Below are 12,295 nucleotides of genomic sequence, written 5' to 3' on the forward strand. Positions count from 1 at the left end.
AGCATGTGAGTAGCGCTGGGCTGCTTGGAGCCTGCAACCCCTTCCCGTTGTGCAGGCTATGCCGAGGTTTCGCCGGCGGGCTGCGGCGAGCGCAGCGGGGTATGTCAGAAATTTTGTGTTCGGGCATAACATGAGCAAGAGGTGCATGTATGCCAACCAAGAAGAAACCCCTGCGTGACCTACCAAAAATCCCCAAGGAGCTGCTTGAGCAGTTCGGTGAGGGCCTGATGACTGCGGAGGCTATCGAAGATGCCTCTGCGGCATTCAAGAAGGCGCTGATCGAACGGGCCTTGAACGCCGAGCTCAGTCACCATCTGGGGTATCTGCCGGGCGCGCAGCGTCCAGAGGATGAAACCAATCAGCGCAATGGCAGGACTGGCAAGACGGTTCTGACTGGAGAGGGGCCGCTGCGGCTGGATATCCCCCGTGATCGAGACGGTAGTTTTGCGCCCATCCTGATTCCCAAACATGAGCGCCGTTACACCGGCTTCGATGACAAGATCATCGCCATGTATGCCCGAGGCATGACCGTTCGGGAAATTCGCGCATTCATCTCTGAACAGTACGGAACGGATGTTTCGCACGACTTCATCAGTTCGGTCACGGCCGAGGTGATGGAGGAAATCGGCGCGTGGCAACAGCGGCCGCTGGAGCCGATGTACCCGGTCATTTTCTTTGATGCGCTGCGAGTCAAGATTCGCGAAGAAGGGCTTGTGCGCAACAAAGCGATTTACTTGGCGCTGGGCGTTCTACCCGATGGGACGCGCGATATTCTCGGGATCTGGATCGAAAATACCGAAGGTGCGAAGTTCTGGATGAAGGTCTTCAATGACCTTAAGACGCGCGGCGTTGAGGATGTGCTGATCGCCGTCACCGACGGCCTCAAAGGGATGCCAGATGCGCTAAGCGCCGTGTTTCCGGCCACCACGCTGCAAACATGCATCGTCCACTTGATCTGCAACAGTCTCGATTATGCAGCGTGGGATAAGCGTCGTGATCTGGCCAAAGCGCTCAAGCCGATCTATCAGGCCATCAACGCCGAGGCGGCTGAGCAGGCACTGGATGCCTTTGAAAACGGCCCTTGGGGCAAACAGTACCCAACGGTAGTTGCGGCATGGAGAAGAGCCTGGGATCGAGTGATTCCATTCTTTGTCTTCCCGTCGGGCATTCGAAAAGTGATCTATACGACCAACGCGATCGAAAGCATCAACGCCCAGCTACGCAAGATCATCAAAACGCGTGGTCACTTCCCAACGGATGAGGCCGCCACCAAGCTGATCTGGCTGGGGCTGCGGAACATCACGGCAAACTGGGGCTCAGCGGCCCATGACTGGAAAAATGCGATGAATCAATTCGCGATGCTGTACGGAGATCGATTTATCAGGCCGACCTGGTAAAAGCATGGCCAGCCTGACGGCAGGCCGTTATCGGCCCGCACACAAAAAATCTGACACTCTCGCGCAGCGCGGCGCAGGCCAGCAGGCCCGCCTCGAACAGCAGCCACATCGGCACGGCCAGCAGGGTCTGGGAAAACACATCGGGCGGCGTCAGGATCATCCCGGCCACGAAGCAGCCGACGATCACGTAAGGGCGACTGCGGCGCAGGCTGGCGACATCGGTCAGCCCCGCCCACACCACGATGAAGGTGGCCACCGGGATTTCGAATGCCAGGCCGAACGCCAGAAACAGCGCCAGGATGAAGTCCAGGTACTGGCCGATGTCGGTCATCATCGCCACCCCGTCCGGTGTCACGCTGGCGAAGAACGCGAACATCAGTGGAAACACCAGAAAGAACGCGAACGCCATGCCGCCGTAGAACAGCAGGATGCTCGACACCAGCAGCGGCACGGCAATGCGTCTTTCCCGCCGGTACAGACCCGGGGCGATGAAGCCCCAGACCTGATGCAGCAGCAGCGGCATGCTGATGAACACGGCGCACATCGCGGTCAGTTTGAACGGCGTGAGAAAGGGTGAGGTGACGCTGGTGGCGATCATGCTCGCGCCTTCGGGCAGGTAGCGCCGCAGGGGTTCGGAGACCAGGGTGTAGAGCGTCTGTGCGAAGGGGAACAGTGCGGCGAACACCAGCGCCAGGGCCAGCAGCATGCGCAGCAGGCGCCGGCGCAGATCGCGCAGGTGCTCGGTCAGCGGCAGGGCCCTGTGTTCGGGCAGGGCCAGGCTCATGGCGTGGGCTCCTTGGCCGGGGCCTCGGTCAGGCGCACGCCTTCACGGATCTCCTGTTCGAGTGCGCGCAGCGGCGCGCTGTCCAGTGCCGGCAGGTCGATCTCCCGCTCGACCTGAGCGCGCAACTGGTTCATCGCCCGGCGCACCTGGCCCAGACCCCGACCGACGCTACGCAGCGCCAACGGCAGTCGCTCGGGACCGAGTACCAGCAGCGCAATGATGCCCACCAGCAGCAGCTCGCTGAAGCCGACCTCGAACATCAGCCCTGGCGTTCCGTCGACTGTTGCGCCTGAACCTGGGTGTCGGCTGCAGCTTTGCTGTCGCTCTCGCCGCCCATCGACTTGCGAAAGCCCTGGATGGCCTCGCCGACATCGCTGCCCAGGCCTTTGAGGCGCTTGGTGCCGAACAGCAGGAAGACGATCAACAGCACGATCACCAGTTGCCAGATGCCAATACCACCCATCTGCGAAAACTCCGTCAGGTCGCGAAAAGAGCGCCAATCCTGCCTGGCTCAGATGACGCTCAGGTGACGGCTGCCATCTCTCTGCAACACCCGCCCTGTTGACTGTCGCCTTCGATGAACGACGAGGCGCCCTGTGAACAGTGCCGAACGACAACGGGGCGTGGCCCTGCTGATGGTGATGCTGGCATTGGGCATGCTGGCGGCGGGTCTGGCCTGGCTGGTGGAGGAGGGACGGCGCCAGGTGGACGAAACCCGCTTGCTGCGCCAGCGCGTGCAGATTCGCGCCATGGAACAGGCGGGCCTGGCCTATGCCAGCCAGGCCTTGCGCGATCCAGCCTGGCGCGCCAGTCCGCTGTTCTGGCAGGCCCTGCGCGGTCAGGCGCTGAGCTATGACTTCGGTGCAGGCACGGCGCGCTTGCAGGTGCGCGACCAGCACAGTTGCTTCAACGTCAACGCGCTGCTCGGCGAGGATGCCGAGCGCGCCGAGCGGCAACTGCGGCGTCTGCTCGGTGACGACCTGGCGGCCGAGCGGCTGGTCGATGCCTTGGCCGACTGGCTCGACGCCGACAGCGACAGTCGCCTGCACGGCGCCGAGAGTGCGCAGTACCTGCGTCAGCGCCCGCCGCGCCTGGCCGCCAACCAGCCCATGGTCGATACCAGTGAGCTCAACCTGCTGCTCGAGCCCGATGCGCTGCGCCAGGCGCGCTACCCGATGCTCTGCGCGTTGCCGCTGACCGGCGCTTGGCGGTTGAATGCCAACGCCCTCGACCTGCAACACCTGCCCTTGCTCGAAGCACTCTACGAAGGCCGCTTTTCACGCGCGCTGCTGAGCCGGATCGTCAGCAATCATCCGCCTTCTGGGTATGTCGATGCTTTGGCGCTGCGTCAGGCGCTGGGGGCGGTGGACGACGAAACCTTCACCCGGCTCAGCGAAGGGTTGCTGCTCAACAGCGGGCATTTCCTGTTGCAGTTGTCCTTCGAGGAAGCGGGGCAGGTGGTGCGCAGCCAGTTCCAGGTGGAGGCGCTCGGCGTGGTGCAATGGCATGCCCGGGTACCGGCGCAGCAGGTACGGGTCAGGGCGCGCGAGCCCCTGCCCTGAGTGAGTCGGCCCGGCGTCACGCCAACCGGCGTTCGGCCAGCGCGGCTTGCGTCGACCCATGGCGATACAGCAGCAGGTAATAGCAGCCCAGACCGATCAGCCAGCAGAACACCGCCGTCCAGACATTGTGCGAGAGGAAATGCGCGCCCTGCATCATCCTGCCCAGTGACAGCACGATGCCCAGGCCTGCGGCCAGGCCGAATGCGGCGCGGGCCAGGCGTGGCTTGCGGTCGCGCAGCATGAAGAACAGGGCGAACAGGCTGAAACCGGTGGTGGCATGCCCGCCCGGCCAGCACAGGCCTGGCTTGTCGGTGGCCGGACGGGTTTCGAGCAGCTTGCTATAGGTTTCCTTGCCGCCGAATTCGGTGAGGCTCCATGGGCATTGCACGCCCGTCAATTGCTTGAGCGGGGTGACCATGCCGGTGGAGATGGTCAGCGCCAGCACCAGGCAACCCAACTCGCGGCGCCAACTGGAAAGGCCCGACCAGAGGAAGCTGAGGATCAACGCACCGACCGAGAGCAGTCCTACGCCGATCACCGCCTGCTTGACCCAGTCGTGCAGCACGGTCTCCAGGAAGTAGCTGCGCCGCCCGATGAATTGACCGGCCGAGGGATCGAACATCAGCTTGGCCAGGTCCATGTCCAGGGAGGTGAGTTCGAGCAACAGCAGCGCCACCGCGACCGCCAGCGGAACACCCAGGTACAGCCAGAGATTGATCGGACGGGGACGGGTGGGGTGCATGGCGGCTCCTGAGGCACGGGCTCGAGACAAAAGATCGGGCATTCTCGGGCTGTCGCTATGCTGGGTGCGTGAAGCTTGCGTGAAAAAAACGTCAGTTGCCTTGAATGTTCGTCAAGGCTGGCGATGCCTGGCCATTGGCCGTAAGCTGCGCCTGCCGCGCACAGCGAAGCGCCGCACAGGAGACCCCGATGCGCATTCTACTGGTTGAAGACAACCGCGATATCCTCGCCAACCTGGCCGACTACCTGGGCATGAAAGGCTATACCGTCGACTGCGCCCAGGACGGCCTGTCGGGCCTGCACCTGGCCGCCACCGAACACTACGATCTGATCGTGCTCGACATCATGCTGCCGGGCATCGATGGCTATACCCTGTGCAAGCGCCTGCGCGAAGACGCCCGCCGCGACACCCCGGTGATCATGCTCACCGCCCGCGACCAGTTGGACGACCGCCTGCAGGGCTTCCGTTCCGGTGCCGACGATTACCTGCTCAAACCGTTCGCCCTGTCCGAGCTGTCGGCGCGCATCGAAGCGGTGCTGCGTCGCGCCCAGGGCGGCGGGCGGCGCACCTTGCAAGTGGCCGACCTGAGCTACGACCTGGACACCCTGGAGGTAACCCGGCAGGGCAAGCTGCTCAAACTCAACCCAGTGGGCCTGAAACTGCTGGCGGTGCTCATGCAGAAAAGCCCGCACGTGCTGCGCCGCGAGGTGCTCGAAGAGGCCCTGTGGGGCGATGACTGCCCCGACAGCGACAGCCTGCGCAGCCATGTGCACCAGTTGCGCCAAGTGATCGACAAACCGTTCGAAAAGCCCCTGCTGCATACCGTCCATGGCGTCGGCTATCGCCTCGCCGAGGGTCGCGATGGAGTTTAAGCAAAGCCTTGCCCAGCGCATCATCATCGCCTTCGCGTTGATGAGCGCGCTGGTCGCCGGGGCGTTCGCCTTCGGCATCGTCGCCACCGTCCACCTGGTCGAAGAGCGGCTGATTTCCTCGGTGCTCGGTGGCGATCTGCAGCGCCTGCTGCGCATGGACAGTGTCAGCGACTGGAGCCATCGCCCGCGTCCGGACCAGTTGTTCTACTTCGACGGCGGGCGCGACGATTTCGAGTTACCCAAGGACCTGCGCCATCTGGAAGCCGGCTTCCATGAGGTATTCCGCGACCAACTGTCCTACCACGCCATGGTCGAGGTGGTGGACGGCCGCCACTACGTCCTGCTGCAGGACCAGAGTGACTTCGAGGAGCGCGAACGGGTGCTGTTCGCCGTGGTGACCGTGGGCTTCGTGCTCAGCCTGGCACTGGCGGCCTTCCTCGGCTGGTTGCTGGCGCGCCGGGTGATGGCGCCGGTGATCCGCCTGGCTCGCCAGGTGCGTCATCGCGATCAACTGCTCGGCCTGGCACCGCCGCTGGCACCGGACTACGCGGCCGATGAAGTCGGCCAATTGGCCGTGGCCTTCGACGACACCCTGGGTCGGCTGCGCGATGCGTTGACCCGCGAGCGCCTGTTCACCAGCGACGTCAGCCATGAGTTGCGTACCCCGTTGATGGTGCTGGCCACCTCGTGCGAGCTGCTGATGGAAAATCCAGGGTTGGACAGCCGGTCACGCAGTCAGGTGGAGCGCATCGCGCGGGCCACCGAGGAAATGCGCGAGCTGGTCAAGACCTTCCTGATGCTGGCGCGTGCCCAGCGCGACGAAGGGGCGGTGGCCTCGCGGGCGAGCCTGCGCGAGGTGGGCGACGACCTGATCGGCGTCTGGCGCGACACCATCGAGCAGAAAGGCCTGACGCTGTATTACGACGGTCGGGTCAGCGCCAGTGCGACCCTGTACAACGCCACCTTCCTGCAATCGGTGATGGGCAACCTGCTGCGCAATGCGGCGCACTACACCGACAGCGGCTATATCCGCCTGAGCCTGGAAGCCAGTGGCTTCAGCGTCGAGGACAGCGGTGTGGGCATTCCTGAGGAACAGCGCGAGGCCATGTTCAAGCCGTTCGTACGCGGGGACGAGCGCCGTGGCGAAGGGCTCGGCCTGGGCCTTTCGCTGGTGCAGCGGATCTGCGATGACCAGGGCTGGCGGGTGACCCTCACCGCAACCTCGCCCCACGGCTGCCGCTTTCAGGTCGATCTCAGCCAGGGCAGTCCGGTGCTCCAAGAGCAAGAGCCGGCCCAGTAACAGCGCGGGGCTGTTCAAGCCCCGCTGATCTAGTACCCTATTCTACATATCTCGTAAGACCTATCTCCTTGGTGTGACAGATTTTTCACACGGTCATGACCTGATGCCGACGCTTGCCCGCCTAAGGTGGCCGGCATCGATTCAGGAGATCGTCCATGCGTAGCCCTATCAAACTCGCGTTTTCCGAAAAGTACGACCAGCAACACGCGCGGGAGTACTTGCTCAAGCACCAGGAAGGACTGGCCCGGCGTCTGTCCCACACTCGCGACGAGCAACTCGCCCGTCGCGCCCTGACGCTGGCCGGTGAACCGGGTCTGGTGCTCGATCTGCCGTGCGGTGCCGGCCGCTTCTGGCCGTTGCTGGCAGAAAAGCCCAACCGCGTGATCATTGGCGCCGACAACTCGGCGGCGATGATCGAGACAGCCTGTGCCGCGCAATCGCCAGAGGTCGTCGCGCGGGTACGACCTTTGCAGACTTCCGCCTTTGCCATCGATTTGCCTGACAACGCGGTTGACAGCATCTTCTGTATGCGTCTGCTGCACCACATCGGCGATCCCGCTCACCGCAAGCAGATTCTTTCTGAATTTCAGCGGGTTAGTCGCGACAGCGTGATACTTTCGCTGTGGGTGGATGGCAACTTCAAAGCCTGGCGCCGGCAGAAGCTCGAGGCACGCCGCCGCGCCAAGGTGGAGCAGGACAGTTACCAGAATCGCTTTGTGTTACCTGCTGCTACGGTTGAGCAGGAATTTATTTCGGCAGGCTTCAGGATTCAGGAACGACTGGACTTCCTCCCGTTCTATGCCATGTGGCGAGTTTACGTATTACGCAAGGGGTAACGGTTTCATGGCAACAGTTCGGGATCAGACGTCGCGGTTCGACTATTACTGGCAGCAGCAGGGCGAGTGGGTCGAAGCGCCTAACCAGCGCCGCGGTGGCGAAAGCGGCGTTCAGCGTCTGGACGATGGCAGCGGTCAACTGCTCTACGCCAAGCGTCAGGTAGGGCATATCTATCGCAGCCTGTTACATCCGTTCGGCCGTCCGACAGTGTTGCGCGAGCTGGATGCGCTCACCCGTTTCGAACAACTGGGGGTACGTGTTCCGCGCATCGTGTTCGCCGGTGCCGAGCGCGACGCCGATCAACAATGGCGTGCGCTGTTGGTCAGCGAGGCGCTGGACGGGTTCGTCGACCTGGATACCTGGCATGCCGAGGGCGCCCGTGAGCGTTATCCGCAGGTGCTGCACGAGCGCATGCTCGAAGAACTGGCGGCTAATCTGGCACGCATGCACCTGGGGCATTGGCAACACGGCTGCCTGTACGGCAAGCATGTTTTTGTAAAGGTGATCGGCGAGGATGATCAGATGCGCGCTGAAGTGGCGTTGCTGGATCTGGAAAAATGCCGCCGACGCATCAGTTGTCAGCGTGCTGCCTACAACGACTTGCGCCAGCTTCGGCGCCATTCGTCGCTGAACACGGCAGAATTTGAAACTCTGCTCTACTTTTATCAGAGTGCGTTTGGCAGCGCTGTCAAAGGGTTAGGGTAATGAAACTAGAAATAGCTCGAGCTTTGTTCCTGATAGGGGCGTTGGGTGTGACCACCGTCGCTGCTGCCTCTTGGGGCGAAGCGCGGCCCACGGTGTTCAGCAAGAGCGATGCTGCCGGCCAGTGCGCGTTGCCGCGTGTGGCCAAGGCGGAGCAGGGGCAGGCGAAACCGGATAATGATCTATTGCTGTTTCTGTTCGGCATGCGCCAAGGCTTGAGGCCGTTTGGCTGACGCCTGGATTTTCCAGCACTTCAGGGCCGCTTCGCGGCCCTTTGCGTTTTTGCCGAAAAACATGCTGTCTCAGCAACGTGGCCCGGGCAGGCCTGGATCATCCCACCAGATGCAGGTGGTTATCCCACAATCCTGAAGGCAGGTTCAGCGGCTTACCCACCAGCTCGCGCTGTCGGCAGTCGTAGAACCGGCAACGCCCTTGCCCGGAGGTCACCACAAAACCGTCTGCGACAGCGCCAACGCCGGCACAATCAGGCATCGGCGCATCGAGTTTCACCGCGCCGCTGTCCATGTCCCAGATGAACAGTCGATTGGCCCGCGGCGCGGTCAGCGCTACCAGGCGCAGGTCGCTGTGCACCGCGACGCTGGCGGTGTACTGGGCCATCGACTGCAACTGCCGATCCGCTACCGGAAACGCTTGGAACGGCTGACCGGGGCGCTTGATTGCCAGTAGCTCGGCGGTCTCCTCGGCACTGCCCATGAACTGCTGGCAGGCCAGGATGGTGCCGTCGGTGCCCACTGCCAAATGGCGCACGCTGTTCATCTGCTGGGTCAGGGTTTCCTTGCTCAGCAGCGTGCCGTCGCGTTGCATCAGCACCAGGCTCGGTTCCATGGCATCAAGGTTCATTTCCACCCGGCTTTCGGCCTCGGTGCGAATGCCGCCGTTGGCCACCACCAGGGTTTCGCCGTCGGGCATCCAGGCCACCTCGTGAGGGCCAATACCGTGGGTGGACAGTTCACCCGTGTACACCAGACGCTCGCCCTCGAACCGGTACACCCCCAGTACGCCACGTCCAGGATCACGGGTGTCATTCTCGGTGGTGTACAGCCAGTGGCCGTCCTTGTGGATGACCGCGTGGCCATAGAAATGCCGGTTCGGCTGCGAGGCGAGGGTTTGCAGCAGGCGTCCGTCGCGCAGGTCGATCAGGTAGCTCTCGGTGCCGGGACGGCGGGCCACGAACAGCGCGATCGGCTGTTCGGGGTGATGGATGATGGCATGGCAACGCTGGGCCACTTGGGTGGCGAACACTTGGGTGCCGTCGAGGCGATAGGCCACGGCATAGTGGCCGCCCTCGGCATCGTCGCGCGCCGACAGCAACAGCGGCTCGCTGCCCTTGTTGCGCATCAGCGTCCAGCCGCCGAGCGTCAGGGCGCTGAGCACTACGCTACCGAGTTTGAGGGCCTGGCGTCGCAGCATGATCAGTCACCGTCGTTGGCGTTGAAGCCCAGCTGAATGTTCAACGCCTTGGCCAGTTCGCCTTCGTGCAGGCGGTGGACGACGTTGAGGCTGTCGTAGATCTGGTTGAGGGTCTGCTTGCCGGTATCGTCGGCGAGCAGTTCGCCCAAGGTCTTTTGATTGTCGGCCAGCAGCTTGGCTGATGTGGCGTAGGCATCGTCGATCTTTTGTGCAAGCGCGCTCTGGTCCTTGCCCAGCAGTCCGCGCAGGCCCTTGTTGTCGACGCCGGTCCAGACCGTTTCAGCCGCCTTGAGCGACGCTTCCAAGCTCTTGAGCGAGGAATGGCTGCGCCAGGCCTCGGCTTGCAGTGGCTGGACGATGCCTTTGCTCTGGCGACCCATGGGGGCACCGAGTTTCTTCTTCAGCGTGTCCAGTGCGGTGACCTGGGCCCGCAGCAAATCGGCGATGGCCTCGTGGGAATCGGCATAGCGCTGGTTGGGGAACTTGGTCATCTGCGAGAGCATGCCGTCGGTGCTGTTCCAGCTCTTGAGGATCTCCTCGGCCAGGGCTTTCTGGTGCTCGGCGATGGCCACCAGCAGCGGGCAGTAGCGCGCCTTCTGCTCGGCGCTGGCGATGTCCGGCTTGCTGTCGAAGAGAATGTACTCGTAGGCCGACAGGCCACGCACCACCACGCTGGCCTTGCTCAGCGCCTGGGCATCGACCGGCGTGTCGCCAGCCACCAGTTGCTCGACCTGGCGACCGACCAGGTTCTTCTTGTCTGGCCAGAATTGCACTTGCCAGGCGCGGTTGCCTTCGGCCAGCGGTCCGACCAGCAGCGGCTGCAGTTCAGCCCAGGCTTTCTGCGCGTTGAGGAAGTCGGCGCGGGCGCTGTCCAGGCTCTCTTTGCCTTCGCAGTAGGCCAGCGCGCTGGCGGCCAGCTGACGGTCGGCTTCGACCCAGCGGCTGTAGGTGGGCAGGATCACCTGCTGGGCGATGGCGGCCGAGGTGACGGCTTGCGGATCCTGCGGCGAGCAGGCGCCCAGGGCGATGGCGGCGAGGCTGGTGAACAACAGTTTGGGTCGGAACATGCCCGGCTCCTTGCGCGATTACAGTGAGTTCAGGAACGCCAGCAGCGCGGCGCGCTGCTCGGCATCGAAGGTCAGTACGTGACGGCGTGCGGCCTCGGCTTCGCCACCGTGCCAGAGCACGGCTTCGAGCAGGTTGCGCGCGCGGCCGTCATGCAGGAACTGGGTGTGGCCGCTGACGGTTTCGCTCAGGCCGATGCCCCACAGCGGCGGGGTGCGCCAGTCCTGACCACCGGCAGCGAACTCGCTGCGGTTGTCGGCCAGGCCCGGCCCCATGTCGTGCAGCAGCAGGTCGCTGTAGGGGCGAATCAGCTGATTGGCCAACTCCGGCTCGCTGTTGCTGCCGGTGGTGAATTGCGGGGTGTGGCAGCCTTGGCAGCCCGCTTGGAAGAACAAAGTCTTGCCGGCCAGGACCTGGGGTGCGTCGACCTTGCGCCGCGCGGGCACGGCGAGGTTGCGGGTATAGAAGGTAAGTAGCCGCAGGATGTTGTCGCTGACTTCCTTCTCGCCGTTCTGGCCGTCACCGTTGGGCGCGGCCAGGCACTCGACCTGCGCTGCTGTGCAGTCGTCCTCGGGCTTGAGGGTGCTGGTCAGGCCCATGTCGCCGGCCAAGGCGTGCACGTTCTGCTGGTTGACGTTCGGTTGCCCGGCCTTCCAACCGAAGCGGCCGACCACGGTCTTGCCCTGGGCGTCGTCCCAGACCCGATTGGCGCGGCCACGAATGCCGTCGCCGTTGCGGTCCTGCGGGTCTTCGTTGGCCAGGATCGCGGCTTCGGGAATGGCTTCGAGCAGGCCGAGGCCGATCATCGGCGGCGCGATGCGCGCGGAGAAACGGGTGTCGGGGTGCATCGGGCCGTACCCGAGCTGGGTGATCTGCAGGCGCGGGCGGCGCAATTCGACCTGGTAGCCATCCTCGAAAGTGACCGGCTCGACGCTGTAGTCCACCCGCACCTTGGCCTCGGGGCGCACGCCGGGAATGGCCATGTCCTGCAATTGAGTGCCGTAGACCGGCTCGGGCACCACGCCCAGGCGCTGGATTTCCTTGACGTAGGCGGGTTGGTCAGGAATCGACACGCGCACGAGCATCGACACGGCATTGTTCGAATCGGCCTCGGGCGGGTGCCCGCGACCGTCGCGCACATGGCAGTTCTGGCAGGCGTTGGTGTTGAACAGCGGGCCCAGGCCGTCGCGTGCGGTGGTGGTGGACGGCGCGATGACCCAGGGATTGCGGAAGAAGCTGTTGCCGACGCTGAAATTCAGGCGCCGCTCGGGCGTGAGATTGGCCGATGGCATGGAATAGGCATTGCGGTCGCTGCGCAGCACCGTCGCCTGGCCGCCGGACAGGGCTTCGCCGGGCTCGGCCTGGGTGAAACGCGGGGCGTCGTCACAGGCGGCCAGGACGCTAGCCAGCAGCAAGAGGGGCAGTCGGGACAGCGGCGAGGACATCGACAATCCTGAGCATGAGCGAAAAACCGGCGGCAAGCTTAGCAAAACGGGGATGTTTGAATAAGAGCAATTTGCAACTACCGGTTGAAAAGCCTGCGGCCGGTGCACAGGACCAGGATCGCCCGCCACGCCTGCTCCATGAAAAAGGGCGACCCAAA

General features: G+C 63.7%; 14 protein-coding genes. 7 read left to right on the plus strand and 7 right to left on the minus strand.

The features are described from left to right. Positions 1 to 149: 149 nt before the first annotated feature. The gene (locus GKC70_RS05345; protein WP_342650657.1) at positions 150 to 1,397 is read left to right on the plus strand and encodes an IS256 family transposase; all 1,248 of its coding nucleotides are present in this window, start codon (positions 150 to 152) and stop codon (positions 1,395 to 1,397) included. Here GKC70_RS05345 and tatC read toward each other — a convergent pair. From tatC to tatA, 3 genes are read right to left on the minus strand one after another with little or no spacing between them, the layout of a single operon-like run. Next, on the minus strand, positions 1,381 to 2,181 hold the full coding sequence (tatC, locus tag GKC70_RS05350; RefSeq protein WP_342650658.1) for a twin-arginine translocase subunit TatC: 801 nt from the start codon (positions 2,179 to 2,181) through the stop codon (positions 1,381 to 1,383). The two genes, GKC70_RS05345 and tatC, sit on opposite strands and share 17 nt — an antisense overlap. Then, complete coding sequence (tatB, locus tag GKC70_RS05355) at positions 2,178 to 2,441, minus strand: Sec-independent protein translocase protein TatB (protein ID WP_342650659.1); 264 nt, start codon at positions 2,439 to 2,441, stop codon at positions 2,178 to 2,180. The genes tatC and tatB overlap by 4 nt, the downstream gene beginning before the upstream one ends. Then, entirely contained in the window at positions 2,441 to 2,644 is a 204-nt protein-coding gene (tatA, locus tag GKC70_RS05360) for a twin-arginine translocase TatA/TatE family subunit (RefSeq protein ID WP_029613804.1), read from the minus strand. The genes tatB and tatA overlap by 1 nt, the downstream gene beginning before the upstream one ends. Before the next feature lie 172 nt (positions 2,645 to 2,816). Between tatA and gspK the strand changes: the two genes are divergently transcribed. Continuing rightward, a complete protein-coding gene (gspK, locus tag GKC70_RS05365; protein WP_342651472.1) occupies positions 2,817 to 3,743 on the plus strand; it encodes a type II secretion system minor pseudopilin GspK in 927 nt (308 codons plus the stop codon). A 16-nt stretch (positions 3,744 to 3,759) separates the two neighbouring features. Here the strand turns inward: gspK and GKC70_RS05370 are convergent, their stop codons facing one another. Then, complete coding sequence (locus tag GKC70_RS05370; RefSeq protein WP_342650660.1) at positions 3,760 to 4,485, minus strand: phosphatase PAP2 family protein; 726 nt, start codon at positions 4,483 to 4,485, stop codon at positions 3,760 to 3,762. A 188-nt stretch (positions 4,486 to 4,673) separates the two neighbouring features. Here GKC70_RS05370 and colR point away from each other — a divergent pair, with 188 nt between their 5' ends. The 5 genes from colR (at position 4,674) to GKC70_RS05395 (ending at position 8,429) form a co-directional block, all read left to right on the plus strand. After that, on the plus strand, positions 4,674 to 5,357 hold the full coding sequence (gene colR / locus GKC70_RS05375) for a two-component system response regulator ColR (protein WP_039579755.1): 684 nt from the start codon (positions 4,674 to 4,676) through the stop codon (positions 5,355 to 5,357). Continuing rightward, positions 5,347 to 6,657, plus strand: a complete 1,311-nt coding sequence (locus GKC70_RS05380) for a HAMP domain-containing sensor histidine kinase (RefSeq protein ID WP_317871633.1) — start codon at positions 5,347 to 5,349, stop codon at positions 6,655 to 6,657. Before colR ends, GKC70_RS05380 begins: the two co-directional genes overlap by 11 nt. 155 nt (positions 6,658 to 6,812) lie before the next feature. Continuing rightward, on the plus strand, positions 6,813 to 7,493 hold the full coding sequence (locus GKC70_RS05385) for a methyltransferase domain-containing protein (RefSeq protein WP_342650661.1): 681 nt from the start codon (positions 6,813 to 6,815) through the stop codon (positions 7,491 to 7,493). A 7-nt stretch (positions 7,494 to 7,500) separates the two neighbouring features. Then, positions 7,501 to 8,199, plus strand: coding sequence for a lipopolysaccharide kinase InaA family protein (locus GKC70_RS05390; protein ID WP_342650662.1), 699 nt, complete (start codon positions 7,501 to 7,503; stop codon positions 8,197 to 8,199). Further along, entirely contained in the window at positions 8,199 to 8,429 is a 231-nt protein-coding gene (locus GKC70_RS05395; protein ID WP_342650663.1) for a hypothetical protein, read from the plus strand. The genes GKC70_RS05390 and GKC70_RS05395 overlap by 1 nt, the downstream gene beginning before the upstream one ends. A gap of 97 nt (positions 8,430 to 8,526) precedes the next feature. Here GKC70_RS05395 and GKC70_RS05400 read toward each other — a convergent pair whose 3' ends face one another. From GKC70_RS05400 to GKC70_RS05410, 3 genes are read right to left on the minus strand one after another with little or no spacing between them, the layout of a single operon-like run. Further along, positions 8,527 to 9,627, minus strand: coding sequence for a DUF1513 domain-containing protein (locus tag GKC70_RS05400; RefSeq protein WP_342650664.1), 1,101 nt, complete (start codon positions 9,625 to 9,627; stop codon positions 8,527 to 8,529). A gap of 2 nt (positions 9,628 to 9,629) precedes the next feature. Then, the gene (locus GKC70_RS05405) at positions 9,630 to 10,694 is read right to left on the minus strand and encodes an imelysin family protein (protein ID WP_029613797.1); all 1,065 of its coding nucleotides are present in this window, start codon (positions 10,692 to 10,694) and stop codon (positions 9,630 to 9,632) included. 18 nt (positions 10,695 to 10,712) lie between these two features. Next, positions 10,713 to 12,137 (minus strand): di-heme oxidoredictase family protein, encoded by a 1,425-nt coding sequence (locus GKC70_RS05410; protein ID WP_342650665.1) that lies wholly within the window; start codon positions 12,135 to 12,137, stop codon positions 10,713 to 10,715. Between the last annotated feature and the right edge of the window lie 158 nt (positions 12,138 to 12,295).

Source organism: Pseudomonas sp. REB1044 (genome assembly GCF_038813925.1).
In the GTDB taxonomy this organism is placed as follows: domain Bacteria; phylum Pseudomonadota; class Gammaproteobacteria; order Pseudomonadales; family Pseudomonadaceae; genus Aquipseudomonas; species Aquipseudomonas boreofloridensis.